We start from the raw sequence: 20380 nt of genomic DNA, 5'->3' as shown, positions 1-20380 counted from the left end.
GCGACACCGATAACCTGGGTGGAGTTTCACCAAAGTTCAACCGAATACCAAGGAGATCTCCATTGACTGGCAAAGACGGCTACGACCTCGTCGTGGTGTCCAACCGGCTTCCCGTCGACTTCACGGTCGACGACGAGGGCCACGTCGACTGGAAGCGCTCCCCCGGGGGACTCGTCACCGCGCTGGAACCCGTCATGCAGAAGTCCGACGGCGCCTGGGTGGGCTGGTCGGGCGCTCCTGACCTCGAGGTCGAGCCCTTCGACGCCGACGACATGCGCCTGGTGCCCGTGACCCTGTCCGCGACCGAGATCGAGCGCTACTACGAGGGCTTCTCCAACGACACGCTCTGGCCGCTGTACCACGACGTCATCGCTCCCCCCGCGTTCCACCGGCAGTGGTGGGACGCGTACCGCCGCGTCAACCAGCGCTTCGCCGACGCCGCCGCCGCACAGGCCGAGCACGGCGCGACCGTCTGGGTGCACGACTACCAGCTCCAGCTCGTGCCGCGCATGCTGCGCGAGCAGCGCCCCGACCTGCGCATCGGGTTCTTCAACCACATCCCCTTCCCGCCGCTCGAGCTCTTCCAGCAGCTCCCGTGGCGCCGCCAGGTGATCGAGGGCCTCCTGGGCGCGGACCTCATCGGGTTCCAGCGCGCGGGCGACGCGTCGAACTTCATCCGTGCCGTGCGCCGCCTCACGGGCTACACGACCCGGGGCCCCATCGTGACCGTGCCCGGTGCCGAGGACCGCCCGTCGCGCAACGTCCGCGCCGCGGCCTTCCCCATCTCGATCGACTCGCGCACGTTCGACGAGCTCGCCCGCACCCCCGAGGTCCAGGCCCGCTCGCGCGAGATCCGCGCCGACCTGGGCGACCCCGAGTGCATGATGCTCGGCGTCGACCGCCTCGACTACACCAAGGGCATCCGCCACCGCATCAAGGCCTACGGCGAGATCCTGCAGGACGGGCGCATCGACGTCGAGCACGTCACGCTCGTCCAGGTCGCGAGCCCGAGCCGCGAGAACGTCGGCGCCTACCAGGAGCTGCGCGAGCAGGTCGAGGGCCTCGTGGGCCGCATCAACGGCGAGTACGCCGAGATCGGTCACGCCGCGATCCACTACCTGCACCACTCCTACCCGCCCGAGGAGATGGCCGCGCTCTACCTCGCAGCCGACGTCATGCTCGTCACGTCGCTGCGCGACGGCATGAACCTCGTCGCCAAGGAGTACATCGCGGCCCGCTCCGACGACCGCGGCGTCCTGGTCCTCTCCGAGTTCACCGGGGCCGCCGACGAGCTCGCGGGCGGCGCGCTGCTCGTCAACCCCCACGACATCGACGGCATGAAGGACATCATCGTCGCGGCCGCGAACATGGACGTGCGCGAGCAGCGCAAGCGCATGCGCCGCCTGCGCCGCCGCGTCCTGGCCGACGACGTCTCCAAGTGGTCCGAGTCGTTCCTCGGCGTGCTCCAGGCCATGCCCTCGCGCGACACCCCGCGCACCCACGCCCCGTCCGGCGCAGCGGACGAGGTGCCCGTCGAGGGGGAGGGCGCGTGACGCCGTCGGGCACCGAGCACACCACGACCGGCGGGGCCGCCGACCTCACCGCGGCCCTCGCGGCCTTCGCGAGCGCGGCCGGGACGGCGCGCACCGGCGCACGGCCCGGCCCCGTCCTCGTGGCGAGCGACTTCGACGGGGTCCTCGCCCCGCTCGGGGACGACCCGCTCGCGTCGCGCCCCACCCCGGGCTCCGCCCTCGCGCTCGCCCGGCTCGCGGCGTGCGGACCCGACCGGGTGCGCGTCGCGCTCGTGTCGGGACGGCGGATCGAGGACCTCGCGCACCTCGCGTCGCCGCCGCCCGGGGCGCTGCTCGTCGGTAGCCACGGCGCGGAGACCGGCGAGGTGCTCGCGCCCCTCCGGGACGGGGCCGACGACGAGCGCCACGTGCGCGCCGACGGCACGGAGGCGCGCGTCCGCCTCATCCCCGTCGCCCTCGACGACGCCCAACGCGAGCTCCTGGCGGGCGTCACGGCAGGTCTCGAGGAGATCGCGGCCCCGGTCGAGGGTGCCTGGGTCGAGCACAAGCCCTCGGCCGCGGTCCTGCACACCCGGCTGTCCCCCGCCGGCCCGGCAGCCGCCGCGTCGGCCGCCGCGGTCGACCTCGGCGAACGGCTGGGCGCCCACGTCATGGCAGGCAAGGACGTCGTCGAGATCGCGGTCACGAGCACGTCCAAGGGCATCGCGCTCGACGCGCTGCGCGAGCGCCTCGGGTCCCCGGCCGTGCTCTACCTGGGCGACGACGTGACCGACGAGCGCGCCTTCGCGGTGCTCGGCCCGCACGACGTGGGCATCAAGGTGGGCGCGGGCGAGACCCTCGCCGCGTTCCGCGTCCCCGACCCCGCCGCGGCCGCAGCGGCCCTGACCGCTCTCGCCGACCTGCTGGGCGCCTGAGCGGCGCACGAGGGGGCGCAGGAGCGGCGCTCCGTGACCGTGACCTGGACGTGACCTGGGTGTGACGGAGAACTCAGGAACCGGGGGTAGGATGCCGAGCAACGATGACGTCGGACCACCGGGTCCCCGGGAGACCGGAAGCCCTGGAGGTTCGACTTCTTCTGTGTCACAGCAGACACGCACCACGTGAAAGCGCGGCACGTCACTACACAACGGATCGTCCGGCACGTACCTGCCGGTGGAGGGATGTACCCATCATGGCTACGGTCACTTTCGACCACGCAACGCGGCTCTACCCGGGGACCGAGCGCCCTGCGGTGGACCAGCTCAACCTGCACATCGAGGACGGCGAGTTCCTCGTCCTCGTGGGCCCCTCGGGTTGTGGCAAGTCGACGTCGCTCCGCATGCTCGCGGGCCTCGAGGACGTCAACGGCGGACACATCTTCATCGGTGACCGCGACGTCACCGACGTGCAGCCCAAGGACCGCGACATCGCGATGGTGTTCCAGAACTACGCGCTGTACCCCCACATGTCCGTCGCGGACAACATGGGCTTCGCGCTGAAGATCGCCGGCACGCCCAAGGCGGACATCCGCCAGCGCGTCGAGGAGGCTGCGAAGATCCTCGACCTCACGGAGTACCTGGACCGCAAGCCCAAGGCGCTCTCCGGTGGCCAGCGTCAGCGTGTCGCCATGGGTCGCGCGATCGTGCGTCAGCCCCAGGTGTTCCTCATGGACGAGCCGCTGTCGAACCTCGACGCCAAGCTCCGCGTCCAGACCCGTACGCAGATCGCGTCGCTCCAGCGCCGCCTCGGCGTCACGACCGTCTACGTCACGCACGACCAGACCGAGGCCCTCACCATGGGTGACCGCATCGCGGTCCTCAAGGACGGTCTCCTGCAGCAGGTCGGCACGCCGCGCGACATGTACGACACCCCCGCCAACGTCTTCGTCGCCGGCTTCATCGGCTCCCCCGCGATGAACCTCGGCACGTTCTCCGTGAACAACGGCCTCGCCGAGGTCGGCCCGGCCCGCATCCCGCTCGAGCGCGAGGCCACGGCCAAGCTGACCGACGCCGACAAGGGCAAGATCACGCTCGGCTTCCGCCCCGAGGCCCTCGAGGTCACCTCGCAGGCCAACGAGAGCGCGTTCCCCGTCGAGGTCAACATCGTCGAGGAGCTCGGCTCCGACGCGTTCGTCTACGGCACCCTCAAGGGCGACCTGGCGACCACGGACATCCACTCGGGTGCCGGCGACAACCAGATCATCGTCCGCGTCGACCCGCGCAACGTGCCCGCCAAGGGCGAGCGCATCTACGTGGCGATCCGCCCGGGCAACACGCACGTCTTCTCGACCGCGACGGGCCTGCGCCTCAGCTGACCCAGCGCGACACGGGGGCGGGCTCGGCGACAGCCGGGTCCGCCCCTTTCGCATATCCTTCCCGGTGGTGCGGAACGTCCGCGCCGCCACACCCCCGCATGCGACCGGCCACCGCGGAGAAAGGACCTGTCATGGTGCAGAACCTGCAGATCACCGCGTCAGCCCCCGACCCAGCACTGCTCGACCTCCCCTGGGACATCCCCCTGGAGGAGTGGCCGGACAGCGTCCTCGCGGCTCTCCCCCGCGGTATCTCGCGCCACATCGTGCGCTTCGTGCGCATGTCCGGCCGCGTCATCGCGATCAAGGAGATCGGCGAGTCCGTCGCGTACCGCGAGTACGAGCTGCTGCGCCAGCTCAGCCGCCTCGACGTCCCCAGCGTCGTGCCCGTGGGCGTCATCACCGGCCGGAGCGACGCGAACGGCGAACGGCTCGAGGCCGTGCTCATCACCGAGCACCTGCAGTTCTCGCTGCCCTACCGCGCGCTCTTCAGCCAGGCCCTCCAACCGGACACCGCGACGCGCCTCATCGACGCCCTCGCGGTGCTGCTCGTGCGCCTGCACCTCATCGGCTTCTACTGGGGCGACGTGTCCCTGTCCAACACGCTCTTCCGCCGAGACGCCGAGACCTTCGCGGCCTACCTCGTGGACGCCGAGACCGGTGACCTGCACCGCGAGCTGAGCCCCGGCCAGCGCAGCTACGACGTCGACCTCGCCCGGACCAACATCATCGGCGAGCTCATGGACCTGTCCGCGGGCGAGCTGCTCGACGAGGACATCGACGAGATCCTCGTGGGGGACGCGCTCGTCGCCCGCTACAACGAGCTCTGGGACGCCCTGACGAACGCCGAGACGTTCGCCTCGGACGAGCGCTGGCGCGTCGCCGCGCGCATCGAGCGGCTCAACAACCTGGGTTTCGACGTGGGCGAGCTCGCCATCACGACCGACATCGACGGCACGACCGTCCAGATCCAGCCCAAGGTCGTCGACGCGGGGCACCACGCACGCCGTCTCCTGCGCCTCACGGGGCTCGACGTCCAGGAGAACCAGGCCCGGCGCCTGCTCAACGACCTCGACTCCTACCGGGCCGCCGCCGAACGCCAGAACGACGACGAGGAGTTCGTCGCGCACGACTGGCTCAGCGGGGTCTTCGAGCCCACGATCCAGGCCGTGCCGCGCGACCTGCGGCGCAAGCTGCAGCCCGCCCAGCTCTTCCACGAGATCCTCGACCACCGTTGGTTCATCTCGGAGAAGGCCGGCCGCGACATCCCCATGCCCGAGGCCACGGCCTCCTACGTCGAGAACGTCCTGCGGCACCGACCCGACGAGAAGGCGATCCTGGGCCTCGCCCCCGGTGAGGTCGACCGGCAGGAGTAGCCCCCGGGCCCGAGGCCGTGCTCGGGGCCAGGGCTCCGGCTACCCGGCCTCGGCGCCGGGGGGCCGGGCACTCGCCCTCCGGCGGTCCGTGCGGCGGTACGCCTCTCCCACGACCGCGGCCCCGAGCGCGATCGCCCCGGGCACCACCAGCGCGATCCCTGTCCCCGCACGCAGAAGGAGCGCCCCCACGGCCGCGCCGCTCCCGAGCGCGACCACCGCGGAGACCCGACGGACCCAGGCCCGCCGACCCCGGCCGTCCTGGAAGGAGTCCGCGGCCAGTCCCGTGAGGGTCGAGGTGACCACGACGGTCGTCAGGTCCTTGACCGACAGGTGTCGCGCCGTCGCCGCCTGGACTCCCATCGACACCCCGAGCACGGCGACCAGCACGAGCAGGCGCCATCCTCCTGGCCGTCCGACCAGGTGCGCCACGAGGGACGCCACGAGCACCCCGAGACCGACCCCGGCGAACAGGCCGGTCGTCGTCCGGTGCCAGCCCGCAGGCTGGTTCCGGAAGGCGTACCCGGCGATCGCCGCGCCCGCGACGTACGCCGCCAGGGCCACGAGCGGACCGGCCGTCGGGACGTCCTGTCCCCCGGCCAGGCCCATCCCGAGTATCAGCACGTTGCCCGTCATGTTGGCCGTGAAGACCTGGTCGAGGGCCAGGTAGCAGATGCCGTCGATGATGCCCGTGGAGAAGGTCAGGACCAGGAGCAGCACCCGGTAGTGCCGGTGCACGGGTTCGGGGTCCATCTCGTGAGCATCCCTCGGGCCGCTCTCCGGCGCACCCGCACACCCGCCCTCCCCGCCCGCGCCTCGCGTCGCAGCGCGCGCGAAGGCCGTACCGGCGCGTCGAGACCCCCGGACGACGCAGGGCGCCCCGCCGCGCCACCAGGAAGGTGGTGCGACGGGGCGCCCTGGACGAACGGGACGGGGTCTCAGTCCTCCGCGGCGCGCAGGCGCGCGACCTCGTACAGCGAGATGCCCGCCGCGACGCCCGCGTTGAGCGACTCGACGTCCGAGAGGATCGGGATCGACGCGACGACGTCGCACGTCTCGCGCACGAGGCGCGAGAGCCCCTTGCCCTCGGACCCGACGACGAGCACGAGCGGGTCCTTGCCGAACGCGAGCTCGCCCACCGAGACCGGGCCGCCGCCGTCGAGGCCGACGATGAAGCAGCCTGCCGCCTTGTACTCGGTGAGGGTGCGCACGAGGTTGGTCGCGCGGGCCACGGGCACGCGCGCCGCGGCGCCCGCGGACACCTTCCAGGCCGAGGCCGTGACGCCGGCCGCGCGGCGCTCGGGCACCAGGACGCCGTGCGCCCCGAAAGCCCCCGCGGAGCGCAGGACGGCACCGAGGTTGCGCGGGTCGGTCACGCCGTCGAGGGCCACGATGAGCGGGGGCTCGCCGGCCTCGTGCGCGCGGTCGAGCAGGTCCTCGGGGTCGGCGTAGTCGTACGGCGGGACCTGGATCGCGACGCCCTGGTGGACCGAGCCGTCGGTCATGCGGTCGAGCTCGGCCTTGGTGACCTCGAGGAGGTTGTACCCGCGCCCCGACGCGATGTTCAGGATCTCCTTGGTGCGGTCGTCGGCCTCGAGGCGCGTCGCGATGTACACCGCGGAGACGGGGATGTACGCGCGCAGGGCCTCGAGCACGGCGTTGCGGCCGTTGACGACCTCGTTCGCACTGCTCGACCGCGTCGTGCGCGACGGCGTGCGACCGCTGGGGCGTCCTCCGCGAGCCGCGCTCTTCGCGTCGTGGGAGCGGGGGCCGGTCGAGGTGGCCTCGCGGCGCTCGGAGGCCGCCTTCGCCTTGTGGGCCTTGTGGTAGGTGCGGTCCTCGGCCTTGGGCGTCGGGCCGCGGCCCTCGAGGGCGCGGCGGTTCTTGCCGCCCGTACCGGCGACGGCGCCCTTCTTGTTGCTGCTGCGGGTCGCGCCGCGTCGTTGTGAGTTTCCAGCCATGGGTCTGCCCCGTCGGTCGTTGTGTGCGAGTGAAGTTGTGGTGGCGGATCCCGGCCCCTTCACGGGGCCACGTCCGGCCGTCGGGCCTGGGTACCCGTCAGGTGCCCTGGCGTGCAGCGAGGGACCAGCGGGCCCCGTCGCTGGAGTCCTCGACGACGATCCCGGCGACCGCGAGACGGTCCCTGATCGTGTCGGAGGTGGCGAAGTCGCGTGCTGCCCGGGCCTGCGCGCGGGCGTCGAGCTCGGCCGTGACGACCGCGTCGAGCGCCTGGCGGTACCGGGTGTCCCCGGCGTCGGCCCACTGCTCGCCCGCGGGGTCGAGCCCCAGGACGTCGAGCATCGCCCGGAGGGCGACGAGGTGGTGACGGGCGACGGCGTCCGCGGCCGGGGAGCGGTCGGCGAGCGCCGAGTTCCCCGCGCGCAGGTGCTCGTGCACGACGGCGAGGGCCGCGGGCACGTTGAGGTCGTCGTCCATGGCGGCCACGAAGGCCGCCGGGAGCTCGGCCTGCTGGACGTCCGAGGCGTCGATCGCGCCGACGCGCTCGCCCGCGCGCTGCACGAACCCGCTGAGCCGCTCCCACGTCGCCTCGGCCTCGGTCACGGTGTCCTGCGTCCACTCGAGCATCGAGCGGTACTGGACGGACGCGAGCGCGTAGCGCAGCACGGCCGGGCTGGTCGTGCTGAGCACCTCGCGCACCAGGAGCCCGTTGCCGAGCGACTTGCTCATCTTGGCGCCGCCCTGGGTGACCCAGGCGGAGTGGAGCCAGTACTGGGCGAACCCGTCTCCGGCGGCGCGGGACTGTGCCTGCTCGTTCTCGTGGTGCGGGAAGCGCAGGTCGAGGCCGCCGCCGTGGATGTCGAACGTGCTCCCGAGGTAGCGGTGCGCCATGGCCGAGCACTCGAGGTGCCAGCCGGGGCGTCCGCGGCCGAACGGGGTGTCCCACGACGCCGTGGCGGGCTCGCCGGGCTTGGGGGCCTTCCAGAGCGCGAAGTCGCGGGGGTCGCGCTTGAGCGAGTCCTCGACCGGGTCCGCCGGGGCGGGGGCGAGGTCTTCGAGGCGTTGGTTGGTGAGCGAGCCGTAGTCGGCCCACGAGCGGACGTCGAACCACACGTCGCCGGGTCCGGTCGTGTAGGCGTGCCCCGAGTCGACCAGGCGGGTCATGAGCTCGACCATGTCCGGCACGTGCCCCGTGGCGCGGGGCTCGTACGTGGGCGGTGTGACGCCCAGGGCGTCGTAGGCGGCCGTGAACGCGCGCTCGTTGATCGCGGCCCACGCCCACCAGGGTTCACCCGCGTCGACGGACTTGGCGAGGATCTTGTCGTCGATGTCCGTGACGTTGCGGATGAGGGTCACGCGCGAGCCCGTGCGACGCAGCCAGCGCACCAGGACGTCGAACGCGACGGCCGAGCGCATGTGCCCGATGTGCGGCGCCGACTGGACCGTCGCCCCACACAGGTAGATGCCGACCTCACCCTGGTTCTGAGGGATGAAGGCGCGCACGTCCCGCGTCGCGGTGTCGAACAGTCGAAGGCTCACGCCCAAAGGTTACCGGGGCGCACCCCTCCCGGCAGAACCCGCCCCCTCGGGGCGGCGTCCCGGTGCCCTCTCTCCCCCGTCGCGGCGGGGCACGCGACGGTGTCAGTCGCGCCAGTGGACCTTGCTCGGCTTCACGCGCACGACGACGCGGCGGTTGTCGGTGTCGTCGTCGCCCGTGTACCGCTCGGCGCCCGTGTACTTCTGGGCGAGCGCGTGGATGAGCGAGGCCGAGGGGTCCTCCTCGATCACGGCCTCGCCGCGGACCTCGAGGTACTGGTAGGGCGCGTCGCGCGGGTAGACGAGCACGCTCAGGCGCGGGTCCCGCTGCAGGTTGTCGGTCTTGCGGCGGCCGTGGACGGTCGAGAAGAGGACGTCGTCGCCGTCGCGCGCGACCCACACGACCGACGTCTGGGGGCTGCCGTCGGCCTCGATCGTGGCCACGGTCGCGAACTCGGGGGTGTCGAGGAGCGCCTTGGCGGCGTCGGGGAGGGTCGTCATGTCGTGCTCAATCGCACGGGACGTCCGCCTATTCCCGGATCGCCGGACTTCTCAGCACCTGGACGTCGGCGGGACGCGCGGCGTGCCCGACGGCGTCGCTACCCGAAGTTCTTGCCCTCACCCCGGTAGGTGGGGACCTCCTCGACGACCTGGTCCCCGCGCACGAGGTGCACACGGTCGAAGCGTTCCATGAGCTCGCCGGCCTTGGCGTGCCGGAACCAGACGCGGTCGCCCACGGCGAGGCGCCGCTCGGCCCCGCGGGTCGCGCGCAGCGGTGTCTGGACCTCGCCCACGCCCTCCGACGACGTGAGCCGCCAGCCCGGCTCGACGACACGCGGCACGCGCAGCGCCCCGGCGGGGCCCGAGGCCACGTAGCCGCCCGCGAACGCGGTCGCGTAGCCGGGCGCCGGCACGCGCACGACGTCGAGCCCGAAGTACGCCGACGGGTGCGGGGTGAACGACCGGTAGGCGTCGAACAGCCCGGGGACGTACAGCCCCGAGCCCGACGTCACCTCGGTCACGACCGGGTCCGAGGCCGAGGTCTCGAGGGACCCGGTCCCCCCCGAGTTCACGAGCTCCAGGTCGTGCCCGACGACGTCGCTCACGGCCGCGAGGACCTCGGCACGGCGCGTGGCCAGGTCCGCGACCGAGGCCTTCTTGACCAGCCGTACCGCGGGGCTCGTGTCGGGCAGGCCCGCGACCTGCGCCTCGTAGAACATCAGGCCACGCACGCGCAGGCCGGGGGTGTCCGCGATGGCCCGTGCGAGGGCCCGCGCCTCGGCCGGCGTGTGGACGGGCGAGCGGCGGGTCCCCAGATGGACGGTGAACGGGCCGAGGCCCAGGCGCAGCGACGCGTCGACGTCGAGGCAGAGCAGGACGGGCGGACCGTCCGGTGCCCCGCCGTCGTCCTCGCCCGGGTGGTGCCCCGCGAGCGCCGCGGCGACGAGCGCGACCTGCGCGACGTCGTCGACCATGAGGGTGATCTCGCGGCGTGCCGCCGGGTCCGCGGCGAGCTCGGCGAGCGCCCGGCGGTCGACCGTGGGGTACGCGACCAGGACGTCGCGCGCGCCGGTCTCGACGAGCCACAGCGCCTCGGCGAGCGAGTACGCCATGATGCCCGCGAAGCCCAGCTCGCCCGCACGGCGCACGAGCGAGCGCACGCGCACCGACTTGGACGCGAGCCGCAGGGGCACGCCGCCCGCGCGGGCCAGGAGCTCGCGCGCGTTGGCGTCGAACACGTCGAGGTCCACGACCGCGACGGGGCCCGGGACGCGCTCGGTCGCGGCCGAGAGCCGGTCGCCGAGGGTGCGGGCCTCGGCCACGGCCGAGGCGTCGTGCGCTCCCTGCCCCCCTGGGCCCACCCGTCCCCGGGACCAGGACGGGGTGGACGGGTCCTGCGCGCTGCGCTGCACGGGCGTCGTCGTCATGGAAAGAAACCTACCCCTCGTGAGACAGTGCGTGGTGTGACGAGCCAGCAGGCTCCCGGTTCATGGACGAACTGGGCGCGAAACCAGACCGCCGTTCCCCTGCGCCGCGTCGCCCCGCGCGACACCGACGAGCTCTCCCAGGCCGTGCGACGAGCCGCAGCCGACGGGCAGCGGGTGCGCGCCGTCGGCGCGGGCCACTCGTTCACGGCCGCGGCGGTGACCGACGGGGTGCTCCTGAGCCTCGACGCGCTCGGGGCCGTCGAGGACGTGACCCGCACCGAGACCGGCGCGCGCGTGACCGTGGGCGCCGGGATCCGCCTGCACCGGCTCAACGCGGTGCTCGCGGCCGCGGGCCTCGCGATGCGCAACCTCGGGGACATCGACCGGCAGTCGATCGCGGGCGCGATCTCGACCGGCACGCACGGCACGGGCGCCGCGCTCGGTGGGCTCGCGACACAGGTGCGTGGCGTGCGCGTGGTCGGAGCCGACGGATCGGTCACCGAGGCCACGCCCGACGAGAACCCCGACCTGTTCGAGGCGAGCCGCCTGGGCCTCGGCAGCACGGGCGTGCTGGCCGCCGTGACGCTCGACGTCGTGCCCGCGTTCCACCTGCGGGCCCAGGAGGAGCCCTGGCCGCTCGACCGTGTCCTCGAGGAGCTGAGCACCGCGTCGGGCGGCCGTGGCGGGGGCACGGACGCGGAGGGCCTCGAGAACGCGCACGACCACTTCGAGTTCTACTGGTTCCCGCACACCCGCCGCGCGCTCACCAAGCGCAACGACCGCCTCGCGCCCGACGACGAGGCCACGGCCGTCCTGCGCACGACCCGCGGCGAGCGGCCCGGCCCCCTGACCCGGGCCCGCGCCTGGGTCGACGACGAGCTCCTGTCCAACGGGGCCTTCGAGGTCATCAACCGGCTCGCGACCGCGGTGCCGCGCGCGACGCCGCGGATCAACGCGCTCTCCGCCCGCGCGCTCGCCCCGCGCACGTACGTCGCCCCCTCGCACGAGGTGTTCGTGTCTGCGCGCCGCGTGCGATTCCGCGAGATGGAGTACGCGGTGCCGCGGGCCGAGCTCGTGAACGTGCTCGAGGAGATCGACGCCTGGGTCCGCGCCTCGGGGGAGAACGTGCCGTTCCCGGTCGAGGTCCGCTTCGCCGCGGCCGACGACGTCTGGCTCTCCACGGCCCACGGCCGCGACAGCGCCTACGTGGCGGTCCACCAGTACGCGCGGCTCCCGCACGAACGCTACTTCGAGGGCGTCGAGAAGATCGTCGCCGGAGTCGGCGGGCGCCCCCACTGGGGCAAGCTCCACACGCTCGGCGCCGCGGACCTCGCCGAGCGCTACCCGCGCTTCGAGGACTTCCGCCGGGTCCGCGCCCAGGCCGACCCCGACGGGGTGTTCGCCAACCCCTACACGGACCAGGTCTTCGGGCCGCGCTGACCGTCATCCCCCGCGGGGTTCCTCGGGCGCAGGACGGCCCCGACGCCGTCGGGGCGCTGAGCCGCCCACGTGCGCGTGCCGCGCGGCGGAGGCCCACGTGCGCGTGCCGCGCGGCGGAGGCACCGTCGGGGCGCCGAGCCGCCCGGGAGGCGCCGCCGGGGCCGCTCCCTCCCAGGGACGCCCCGGGGGGCGGCGGGCGGGCCTACCGGGAGGCGGGAGCCGCGGCGTCGGGGCCCTCGTCGGGCGCCGCGCCGGGCGTCGCACCGGGTGCCGCGCCCTCGGGGTGCACCACGAGCGAGAGGACGTAGTCCGCGAGCGCGTGGAAGCTGCGGATCGCGGCGTCGTCGTCCTGCTGGACGAGCCAGGCGATCTCGATGCCGTCGATGTAGCCCGCGACGATGCGCGACAAGAAGGGCGTGTCCATCGAGTACGTGATGCCGGCGATCTGCGAGAGCTGGTCGAGGATGCCCTGCGTCATGGCCCAGGTCTGCTCGAGGTGCGCTCTCGCGACGGGGCGCAGCGCACGGTTGCGCGAGCCGGCGGTCGCGAACTCGAACGTCAGCAGACGCATGTGCCGGCGTGGGGTCAGCCCCTCCCAGAGCCCGTCGGCCGCCGCGTGGGCGATCGCGTAGAGACCCTTCGTGGGATCCATCGCGAGGCGGACCGGTTCCGAGGCGACCACCGCGACGCTGTGCCCCATGGCCCGGAGCATCGCGTCCTTGTCCTCGAAGCAGTAGTGGACCGTGCCCAACGAGATCCCGGCCTCGGCCGCGACGCCCCTGACCGTCACGGCCTCGACACCGTCGCGGACGGCGATGGACATCGCCGCGTCGACGATCTGCGCCCGACGTTCCTCGATCGACATGCGGTTCATCGTCGACCTCCTTCATGACCACACCGCGGCAGCACGACGGGCAGGAACGCGCCGTCGTCGTCCTTGTCCACCATGCCTTCAATGTCGTATTTTCGCACGTGGGAAGCCCGGGAGCGGCCATCCTGCGACCAGGACACGAGCACGACGTGGCAGGCTGGGACCGGGCCCCGGCAGGGCGTCCGACCGTCGCCGAGAGGATCCCCGTGCACCACCCGAGCCGCCCGCTCGCCGTCGCCGTGGTCGTCGCCGCCGTGAGCGCGCTGCTCACCGCGTGCGGGACGAGCACTCCCGCCGCCGCGCCGACCGCCCAGACCTTCGCCGTCCCGGAGGGCGCCGTCGCGGCGAGCGTGACCACCCCCGAGAGCTGGGACCGTGCGGGGCAGAGCGCCCCGCTCGTCGTCCGGTCGACGACCCCTTCCGGGGACCCCGGCTTCACGGCCAACGTCGTCGTCACGACGAGCGGTCCCGGCACCGCGACGCTCGCGGACAGGACCACCGAGGCGGCCCAAGCCCTCCAGACGTCCGACGACGTGAAGATGGACCCGACCCAGCCCGGGCCGGTCACGGTCGCGGGCCTGCCCGCCTACCGGCTCGGGGCGACACGCACCGTCGACGGCGTCCCCGTGACCCAGGTCGAGACGATCGTCGAGGTCGCGACGCCCACGGGCTCGGCGTTCGTCTACGTCACCGAGACCTACGCGACCGCGGACGCCGACGGCGCGGCCCAGGCACGCGCGGTCACCGACAGCCTGGTCGTCACGCCCGTCGGCTGACTCCCGCCGCACCGGCGAGGTCGGCCCGCCCCGGTCAGTCGACAAGGACGACCAGTGCGGTCGCGAGCGCGGCGACGCCCTCGCCGCGACCGGTCAGCCCCAGGCCGTCCGTCGTGGTCGCCGTGAGACTCACGGGCGCCCCGGCTGCAGCACTCAGCACCGCCTCGCCCTCGGCCCGACGCGGCCCGAGCCGTGGCCGGTTGCCGATGACCTGGACCGCCACGTTGCCGATCTCGAAACCTGCCGCACGCACCCGGCGGGCAGCCTCCGCGAGCAGAGACGCTCCGCTCGCCCCCGCCCACTCCGGGGCGCTCGTGCCGAAGTTCGAGCCGAGGTCCCCGATCCCCGCCGCCGAGAAGAGTGCGTCGGCGGCCGCGTGCGCGGCCACGTCGGCGTCGGAGTGGCCTGCGAGGCCGCGTTCCCCCGGCCAGTGGAGTCCGGCGAGCCACAGCTCGCGCTCCTCGCCCTCGGCGGCGTACGCGTGGACGTCGGTCCCGATGCCCGTCCGGGGGACGCTCATCGCCCGTCCTCCGTCAGGAGCTTCTCGATGTAGTAGAAGTCGCGTGCGGTCGTGACCTTCATCGCCAGCTCGTCGCCGTCGACCACGAACACGTCCTCGCCCAGTGCCTCGACGAGCGACGCGTCGTCCGTCGCGGCCGTGGCCTCCGTCCGGGCACGCGCGGCTCCCGCGGCGTGCGCGCGCACCAGGAGCGCCCGATCGAACGCCTGGGGCGTCTGGACGGCGCGCAGCAGCGTGCGGGCCGGGGTCGCGGCGACCCGGTCCACCCCGGCAGGCAGCGCGGGGTGCCCGTCCTCCCCCGGGCCGCGCGGAGCCACGATCTTGATCGTGTCCACGACGGGGAGCCCCGGGATGACGGCCTGGTGCCCCGCCTTGACCGTCTCGACCACGCGACGGATCATCGCGGCCGGAGCCAGCGGGCGGGCGGCGTCGTGCACGACCACCGTGTCGATGTCGGCCCGTGCCCGCGTCAGGCCGGCCGCGACCGAGGACTGGCGCGTGGTGCCACCCGCCACGACGACCACGGGCACGCTCACGTGCGGGTCGTGCTCCAGGACGTCGGACATGACCGAGACGAGACCGTTCGGAGCCGTCACGACGAGAGCGTCGACGACCCCCGATGCCGTCAGACGGCGCGCCGCGTGCAGGACGAGGGGAAGGCCGCGCAGGGGAACGAGCGCCTTGGGGAGGTCGAAGCCGAGGCGGGTGCCGGAGCCGGCGGCGGTCAGGATGGCGAGGGTCGTCACAGCGTTCACGGTAGACGATCTCGGCCTGCGGACCCTCTTCGGCCCGCTGACGAGACGATCGGCCGAGAGTGCCCCCTCACGGCGCGTCCTCGCGCGGGCGGGCCCACGAACGACGACGACGCACGGACCGGAGGAGGTCCGTGCGTCGTCGGTGGTACGGGGGTGAGGCTCTGCTCAGGAAGCCAGGACCTCGTCGAGGATGGCCTCGGCCTTGTCCTCCTCGGTGTGCTCGGCCAGGGCCAGCTCCGAGACCAGGATCTGTCGAGCCTTCGCGAGCATGCGCTTCTCCCCGGCGGAGAGGCCACGGTCTGCGTCACGACGCGACAGGTCGCGGACGACCTCTGCCACCTTGATCACGTCGCCCGAGGCCAGCTTCTCGAGGTTGGCCTTGTAGCGGCGCGACCAGTTGGTCGGCTCTTCGGTGTATGGTGCGCGAAGAACTTCGAAGACCTTGTCGAGGCCCTCCTGGCCGACGACGTCGCGGACGCCCACCAGGTCGACGTTGTCCGCCGGGACCTCGATCGTCAGATCACCCTGAGCCACCTTGAGCTTCAGGTAGATCTTCTCCTCCCCGCGGATGGTGCGGGTCTTGATCTCTTCGATCTTTGCGGCACCGTGATGTGGGTAGACAACGGTCTCGCCTACTGTGAACGTCATCTGCAGATGTCCCCTTTCGCGGAGGTCGATCTTACCACGGGGGGTACCTCCGTTCCGAGCCCCTGCCCTGGCCCGCAGGCGCACCGTCCCGGCGTTTTTCCTGGTCACACGGCAGTCGGACGGACATCTCGGCACGATTACCCACCGCTCGCGGCCCGTGGAACACGCCCCGAACAGGTCGTGGGGGCCTGTGAAGGCCCTCCACGAGCCCTCGAGCCGGATCCCCTCACGAGCGACTAGGCTGTGACCATCTGCGCCCAGGGGCGCCGGACGGCGGAGAAGCTCGCCCGGCACACACCTCCTGGGCACACCGAGACTGACCGCAGCACATTGGAGCGCACGTGACCCGCACCCCGTCCCGCCCGACCACGCCGCGCCGGTCGCTCATGCTCGCGATCCCCGTGATCGTGGCGAGCGCCGTCGCCGTGTCGGCCTGCTCACCCATCACGACGGACATCGCGTACTCGCCGTCCGACGGCATCCGCGTCAACCTGACCGACGAGGTCCGGGCGCTCAACCTGCTCATCGTCTCGGAGGCCGAGGGTGAGCCCGGGACGCTGCTCGGCGGGGCCGCGAACGACTCGGACGAGCCCCTCGAGCTCACCATCGCCCCCGAGGGCACCGACCCGGTCGACGTCCCCCTCGAGGCCGGCGAGACGGTCTACTTCAGCGTCGACGGCGGCTTCGAGGCCCAGTTCGGCAACATCGACGCCGCTCCGGGCGCGACGATCTCCGTCACGGTCACCTCGAGCACGGGCGAGACCGAGACCGCCCAGGTCCCGGTCGTCAACGGCACGCTCTCGGAGTACGAGGACTACCTGCCCTGATCGTCCGCCCCCGCCCGGGGCCCCGTCCGCCCTGCGCACGAGCCCCGCGCTCGGCCCGCTCCGAAGGGAGCGCGCCCGCGCCGGCCGGGGCGGGCCCGCGCGGCACGGTCGGGATCGGCACACCGGGCGGCAGCGGGCTGGAAGAGCGAGGCGACGGCGAGGTTCCCCGAGGGGGACCTCGCCGTCGCGCTACCGGGACTCGTGTGCCAAATCACAACGACACGCGTCAGTACCGGCCAGTAGCATCCCGGTCATCGGGATCGGCCGTCGTGGCCTCCCCCCTCGTAGAAACGACCTTCCATGGCAACAGCCCGCCCTCGCTCCGCCCGCACCGTCGCGGTCGCCGCAGGCCTCCTGACCTCTGCCCTCCTGCTCACCGGGTGCGGCGCGATCGTCGACTCCGTCTTCGGCCCGGCCGAGGCCCAGCGTGACGAGCCGGGCGGTGAGGTCACCGCGGCGTCCGACGCCGACGTCTTCTCGATCCAGGTCGGCGACTGCGTCAACGAGGCCGCCCCCGCGGAGACCGAGGAGGCGGTCGAGTACGAGTCGCTCCCCGTCGTCCCGTGCGCCGACCCCCACACGGGCGAGGTCTACGCCGAGCACGAGCTGCCGGCCGGAGACTTCCCCGGCGACCAGGCCGTCTCCGACACCGGCATGGAGCACTGCTACTCCGTCTTCGAGGAGTTCGTCGGCCTCGCCTACGAGGAGTCGACGCTCGAGTTCTGGGCCATGTTCCCCTCGAAGGAGAGCTGGGACATGGCGGACGACCGCACCGTCCAGTGCTTCGTGGGCCCCGTCGAGGAGACCGTGACGGGCACGCTCAAGGGCGCCGCGATCTAGCCCTCCCCGCGATGCACGACGGCGAGGCCCCCCCTCCAGGAGGGTGCCTCGCCGTCGTGCTGTCCGCACCCCGCGGACGAACCCGAGGTCGGTCGGGCCACGGGCCCGCACCGCGATCTACCCGAAGCGGCCCGAGATGTAGTCCTCCGTGGCCTGCTCGGAGGGCGAGGAGAACATCGTCGCGGTGTCGCCCATCTCGATCAGCCGGCCCGGCTTGCCCGTGCCCGCGATGTTGAAGAACGCCGTGCGGTCGCTCACGCGCGCCGCCTGCTGCATGTTGTGCGTGACGATCACGATCGTGTACTCGTCCTTGAGCTCGGCCATGAGGTCCTCGATCGCGAGCGTCGAGATCGGGTCGAGCGCCGAGCACGGCTCGTCCATGAGGAGCACCTGCGGGCGCACCGCGATCGCGCGCGCGATGCACAGGCGCTGCTGCTGCCCGCCGGACAGGCCCGAACCAGGACGGTCGAGGCGGTCCTTGACCTCGTTCCACAGGTTCGCGCCCTGGAGCGAGGTCTCCACGAGCTCCTCGGCGTCGGCCTTGGAGATGCGCTTGTTGTTCAGGCGCACGCCCGCCAGGACGTTCTCCTTGATCGACATGGTCGGGAACGGGTTGGGCCGCTGGAAGACCATGCCCACCTGGCGGCGGACCGCGACCGGGTCGACGTCGGGCGCGTAGAGGTCCTGGCCGTCCATGACGGCCTTGCCCTGGACGTGCGCGCCCGGGATGACCTCGTGCATGCGGTTGAGCGTGCGCAGGAACGTCGACTTGCCGCAGCCCGACGGGCCGATCAGGGCCGTGACCGAGCGGGGCTCGATCGCCATGGTCACGCCCTCCACGGCGAGGAAGTCGCCGTAGTAGACGTTGAGGTCGGAGACGTCGATTCGCTTCGACATGATGTGCTTCCTTCCGGCGGCCGGTCGCGCGGGGTGCGCTGCCCGGCCGGGCTGGTGGGCTCGGCTCAGCGAGCGGTCTTGGGCGAGAACAGTCGGCTGATGAGCCGGGCGATCAGGTTGAGCAGCATGACGATGAGGATCAGGGTCAGGGCCGCGGCCCAGGCCCGGTCGATCCCCACGCCGCCCTGCTCGTACTGGCGGTAGGCGAAGACCGGGAGGGTCGCCATGCGACCGTCGAAGAGGTCCCAGTTGACCTGCGTGATGAGGCCGACCGTGAGCAGCAGGGGTGCGGTCTCCCCGATCACGCGGGCGATCGAGAGCATGACGCCCGTGACGATCCCCGCGATCGAGGTCCGCAGGACGACCTTGACGATCGTGAGCCACTTGGGCACGCCCAGCGCGAGCGACGCCTCGCGCAGCTCGTTGGGCACCAGGCGCAGCATCTCCTCGACCGAGCGGATCACGACCGGGGTCATGAGCAGCGACAGCGCGACGGCGCCCATGATCCCGGCGCGGTAGGCGGGGCCGAAGATCAGGGTGAACAGCGAGAACGCGAACAGGCCCGCGACGATCGACGGGATGCCCGTCATGACGTCCACGAGGAACGTGATCCAGCGGGCGAGGGCGCCGCGCCCGTACTCGACGAGGTAGATGGCCGTGAGCAGGCCGATCGGCACCGAGATGAGCGTCGCGGCCCCCGTGATGAGGAGCGTGCCGACGATCGCGTGCCAGATCCCGCCGCTCGTCATGTCGCCGTAGACGCCGACCATGTCGGTCGACAGGAACGTCGCCCCGAACAGCTCGGCGCCGCGCGTCACCACGATCCACAGGAGCGAGACGAGCGGGATCAGCGCGAGCAGGAACGCGAACGTCACGAGCGTGGTCGCCAGGCGGTCGGTGGCCCAGCGGGCGCCCTCGACGAACCGCGAGGTCACGCTCAGCCCGACGGCGTAGAGCACCGCGCCCAGGCCCAGCACCCCCGCGAGGGTCGGGCTCCCGGCGAGCGCGAGGATCCCGAACGCGACGAGCACGCCCCCCGCGGCGAAGGCCCAGGGGGCCCAACGGGGCAGGCGCTTCTGCGTCGGGACGAGCTGGAGGGTGCCCGCGTCGCCCGGGGCGGCAGGCGTGGGGGTGAGGTCGGTGGCCGTCATCAGTTCGCTCCCGAGAAGTCCTTGCGGCGCGCGATGATCCAGCGCGCGATCATGTTGACGACGAACGTGATGACGAACAGCGCGAGCCCGGTCGCGATGAGCGTGCTCACCGCGAGGCCGCTGGCCTCAGGGAACTTCGAGGCGATGTTCGCGGCGATCGTCTGCTGCTGGCCCGGCTTGAGCAGGAACAGCGAGTAGAGGAACCCGGGCGAGATGACCATGAGCACGGCCATGGTCTCGCCCAGCGCACGCCCGAGGCCCAGCATCGACGCGCTGATCACGCCCGAGCGACCGAAGGGCAGGACGGCCATGCGGACCATCTCCCAGCGCGTCGCGCCCAGCGCGAGCGACGCCTCCTCGTGCAGCACCGGGGTCTGGAGGAACACCTCGCGCGAGACCGCCGTGATGATCGGCAGGATCATGACGGCCAGGACGATCGAGGCCGACATGATGTTCTTCGCAGGTGCCTGGTAGCCCTCGAACAGCGGGACGAACCCGAGCGTGCCGCTCAGCCACGTGAAGAACGGGTTGAGGATCGGGAGCAACCACAGGGCGCCCCACAGGCCGTACACGACGCTCGGGATGGCCGCGAGGAGGTCGATCAGGTAGCCGAGGCCCTGTGCCAGGCGCCGGGGCGCGTAGTGCGAGATGAACAGCGCGATGCCCACCGAGACCGGCACCGCGATCAGGAGCGCCAGGATCGAGGCCAGGAGCGTGCCGAACACCAGCGGCCCGATGTACGCGAGCAGCGAGTCCGCCTTGAACCAGGAGATCTTCTGGAGCTCCTCGGGGCTCGCCGTCAGCGCGGGCCACGCCTCGATGACGAGGAACACGGCCACCGCGGCCAGGACCACGAGGATGAGGATCCCGGCGCCCGTCGACAGGCCCGCGAAGAGACGGCCCGCCAGGCCGCCCTTGGTCACGGGGACCGTGGGTTCGGACCCGAGCCCTGCTCGGGTGGAGGGAGGAGAGGTGACGGCCACTGATGCTCCGATGACTGAGGTGCGGCGGTGGTGGGACGGGCTTCCAGGTGGTCA

Annotated in this window: 20 protein-coding genes; 8 read left to right on the top strand and 12 right to left on the bottom strand. The window is 72.5% G+C overall.

Features of this window, described 5'->3' with window-relative positions; genetic code table 11:
* The first annotated feature begins 62 nt into the window (after positions 1–62).
* The 4 genes from otsA to JOD49_RS14695 all read left to right on the top strand — a co-directional run bounded on the left by otsA (position 63) and on the right by JOD49_RS14695 (position 5198).
* Positions 63–1553, top strand: a complete 1491-nt coding sequence (otsA, locus tag JOD49_RS14710; protein ID WP_239525223.1) for an alpha,alpha-trehalose-phosphate synthase (UDP-forming) — start codon at positions 63–65, stop codon at positions 1551–1553.
* Complete coding sequence (otsB, locus tag JOD49_RS14705; protein ID WP_205307827.1) at positions 1550–2446, top strand: trehalose-phosphatase; 897 nt, start codon at positions 1550–1552, stop codon at positions 2444–2446. The genes otsA and otsB overlap by 4 nt, the downstream gene beginning before the upstream one ends.
* Positions 2447–2703: 257 nt before the next feature.
* On the top strand, positions 2704–3825 hold the full coding sequence (locus JOD49_RS14700; RefSeq protein WP_205307826.1) for an ABC transporter ATP-binding protein: 1122 nt from the start codon (positions 2704–2706) through the stop codon (positions 3823–3825).
* Between the two features lie 131 nt (positions 3826–3956).
* Complete coding sequence (locus JOD49_RS14695; protein WP_205307825.1) at positions 3957–5198, top strand: DUF4032 domain-containing protein; 1242 nt, start codon at positions 3957–3959, stop codon at positions 5196–5198.
* A gap of 39 nt (positions 5199–5237) precedes the next feature.
* Here JOD49_RS14695 and JOD49_RS14690 read toward each other — a convergent pair whose 3' ends face one another.
* The 5 genes from JOD49_RS14690 to JOD49_RS14670 form a co-directional block, all read right to left on the bottom strand.
* A complete protein-coding gene (locus JOD49_RS14690) occupies positions 5238–5948 on the bottom strand; it encodes a YoaK family protein (RefSeq protein WP_205307824.1) in 711 nt (236 codons plus the stop codon).
* A 185-nt stretch (positions 5949–6133) separates the two neighbouring features.
* Entirely contained in the window at positions 6134–7156 is a 1023-nt protein-coding gene (gene rlmB, locus JOD49_RS14685) for a 23S rRNA (guanosine(2251)-2'-O)-methyltransferase RlmB (RefSeq protein WP_205307823.1), read from the bottom strand.
* Positions 7157–7253: 97 nt separating this feature from the next.
* The gene (gene cysS, locus JOD49_RS14680) at positions 7254–8693 is read right to left on the bottom strand and encodes a cysteine--tRNA ligase (protein ID WP_205307822.1); all 1440 of its coding nucleotides are present in this window, start codon (positions 8691–8693) and stop codon (positions 7254–7256) included.
* 102 nt (positions 8694–8795) lie between these two features.
* Positions 8796–9191: a PPOX class F420-dependent oxidoreductase gene (locus tag JOD49_RS14675; protein ID WP_205307821.1), complete on the bottom strand. Its 396-nt coding sequence runs from the start codon at positions 9189–9191 to the stop codon at positions 8796–8798.
* A 98-nt stretch (positions 9192–9289) separates the two neighbouring features.
* Entirely contained in the window at positions 9290–10618 is a 1329-nt protein-coding gene (locus JOD49_RS14670; RefSeq protein ID WP_205307820.1) for an alanine racemase, read from the bottom strand.
* 36 nt (positions 10619–10654) lie between these two features.
* Here JOD49_RS14670 and JOD49_RS14665 point away from each other — a divergent pair, with 36 nt between their 5' ends.
* Positions 10655–12058 (top strand): D-arabinono-1,4-lactone oxidase, encoded by a 1404-nt coding sequence (locus tag JOD49_RS14665; protein WP_205307819.1) that lies wholly within the window; start codon positions 10655–10657, stop codon positions 12056–12058.
* A 202-nt stretch (positions 12059–12260) separates the two neighbouring features.
* On the opposite strand, the gene JOD49_RS14660 is transcribed toward JOD49_RS14665, so the two are convergent.
* Positions 12261–12932: a TetR/AcrR family transcriptional regulator gene (locus JOD49_RS14660; RefSeq protein WP_205307818.1), complete on the bottom strand. Its 672-nt coding sequence runs from the start codon at positions 12930–12932 to the stop codon at positions 12261–12263.
* Between the two features lie 203 nt (positions 12933–13135).
* Here JOD49_RS14660 and JOD49_RS14655 point away from each other — a divergent pair, with 203 nt between their 5' ends.
* Entirely contained in the window at positions 13136–13705 is a 570-nt protein-coding gene (locus JOD49_RS14655) for a hypothetical protein (protein WP_205307817.1), read from the top strand.
* A 34-nt stretch (positions 13706–13739) separates the two neighbouring features.
* Here JOD49_RS14655 and ispF read toward each other — a convergent pair whose 3' ends face one another.
* The 3 genes from ispF to JOD49_RS14640 form a co-directional block, all read right to left on the bottom strand.
* Positions 13740–14225, bottom strand: coding sequence for a 2-C-methyl-D-erythritol 2,4-cyclodiphosphate synthase (gene ispF / locus JOD49_RS14650; RefSeq protein ID WP_205307816.1), 486 nt, complete (start codon positions 14223–14225; stop codon positions 13740–13742).
* The gene (ispD, locus tag JOD49_RS14645; protein ID WP_205307815.1) at positions 14222–14971 is read right to left on the bottom strand and encodes a 2-C-methyl-D-erythritol 4-phosphate cytidylyltransferase; all 750 of its coding nucleotides are present in this window, start codon (positions 14969–14971) and stop codon (positions 14222–14224) included. Before ispD ends, ispF begins: the two co-directional genes overlap by 4 nt.
* 174 nt (positions 14972–15145) lie before the next feature.
* Positions 15146–15628, bottom strand: coding sequence for a CarD family transcriptional regulator (locus JOD49_RS14640; RefSeq protein ID WP_205307814.1), 483 nt, complete (start codon positions 15626–15628; stop codon positions 15146–15148).
* 341 nt (positions 15629–15969) lie between these two features.
* Between JOD49_RS14640 and JOD49_RS14635 the strand changes: the two genes are divergently transcribed.
* The gene (locus tag JOD49_RS14635) at positions 15970–16455 is read left to right on the top strand and encodes a hypothetical protein (protein ID WP_205307813.1); all 486 of its coding nucleotides are present in this window, start codon (positions 15970–15972) and stop codon (positions 16453–16455) included.
* Positions 16456–16755: 300 nt separating this feature from the next.
* A complete protein-coding gene (locus JOD49_RS14630) occupies positions 16756–17295 on the top strand; it encodes a septum formation family protein (protein WP_205307812.1) in 540 nt (179 codons plus the stop codon).
* A 117-nt stretch (positions 17296–17412) separates the two neighbouring features.
* Here JOD49_RS14630 and pstB read toward each other — a convergent pair whose 3' ends face one another.
* From pstB to pstC, 3 genes are all read right to left on the bottom strand, one after another.
* Positions 17413–18192 carry a phosphate ABC transporter ATP-binding protein PstB gene (gene pstB, locus JOD49_RS14625; RefSeq protein ID WP_205307811.1) on the bottom strand — a complete coding sequence of 260 codons (780 nt, stop codon included), beginning with the start codon at positions 18190–18192 and terminating at the stop codon, positions 17413–17415.
* 65 nt (positions 18193–18257) lie between these two features.
* Positions 18258–19343 carry a phosphate ABC transporter permease PstA gene (gene pstA, locus JOD49_RS14620; RefSeq protein WP_205307810.1) on the bottom strand — a complete coding sequence of 362 codons (1086 nt, stop codon included), beginning with the start codon at positions 19341–19343 and terminating at the stop codon, positions 18258–18260.
* The gene (pstC, locus tag JOD49_RS14615) at positions 19343–20326 is read right to left on the bottom strand and encodes a phosphate ABC transporter permease subunit PstC (protein WP_205307809.1); all 984 of its coding nucleotides are present in this window, start codon (positions 20324–20326) and stop codon (positions 19343–19345) included. The genes pstA and pstC overlap by 1 nt, the downstream gene beginning before the upstream one ends.
* Positions 20327–20380: the final 54 nt, after the last annotated feature.

This window comes from Oerskovia jenensis (assembly GCF_016907235.1).
Lineage (GTDB): Bacteria > Actinomycetota > Actinomycetes > Actinomycetales > Cellulomonadaceae > Oerskovia > Oerskovia jenensis.
Note: the sequence above shows the minus strand (reverse complement) of the source record. Positions and strands in the feature narration are given on the sequence as shown.

Bases quoted from the DNA above. Each gene is read 5' to 3' on its own strand.
- JOD49_RS14700 (WP_205307826.1), top strand. From the start codon at position 2,704: ATGGCTACGGTCACTTTCGACCACGCAACGCGGCTCTACCCGGGGACC.
- JOD49_RS14695 (WP_205307825.1), top strand. From the start codon at position 3,957: ATGGTGCAGAACCTGCAGATCACCGCGTCAGCCCCCGACCCAGCACTG.
- JOD49_RS14690 (WP_205307824.1), bottom strand. From the start codon at position 5,948: ATGGACCCCGAACCCGTGCACCGGCACTACCGGGTGCTGCTCCTGGTC.
- rlmB (WP_205307823.1), bottom strand. From the start codon at position 7,156: ATGGCTGGAAACTCACAACGACGCGGCGCGACCCGCAGCAGCAACAAG.
- JOD49_RS14675 (WP_205307821.1), bottom strand. From the start codon at position 9,191: ATGACGACCCTCCCCGACGCCGCCAAGGCGCTCCTCGACACCCCCGAG.
- JOD49_RS14670 (WP_205307820.1), bottom strand. From the start codon at position 10,618: ATGACGACGACGCCCGTGCAGCGCAGCGCGCAGGACCCGTCCACCCCG.
- JOD49_RS14660 (WP_205307818.1), bottom strand. From the start codon at position 12,932: ATGAACCGCATGTCGATCGAGGAACGTCGGGCGCAGATCGTCGACGCG.
- ispF (WP_205307816.1), bottom strand. From the start codon at position 14,225: ATGAGCGTCCCCCGGACGGGCATCGGGACCGACGTCCACGCGTACGCC.
- JOD49_RS14640 (WP_205307814.1), bottom strand. From the start codon at position 15,628: ATGACGTTCACAGTAGGCGAGACCGTTGTCTACCCACATCACGGTGCC.
- JOD49_RS14630 (WP_205307812.1), top strand. From the start codon at position 16,756: ATGGCAACAGCCCGCCCTCGCTCCGCCCGCACCGTCGCGGTCGCCGCA.
- pstB (WP_205307811.1), bottom strand. From the start codon at position 18,192: ATGTCGAAGCGAATCGACGTCTCCGACCTCAACGTCTACTACGGCGAC.
- pstA (WP_205307810.1), bottom strand. From the start codon at position 19,343: ATGACGGCCACCGACCTCACCCCCACGCCTGCCGCCCCGGGCGACGCG.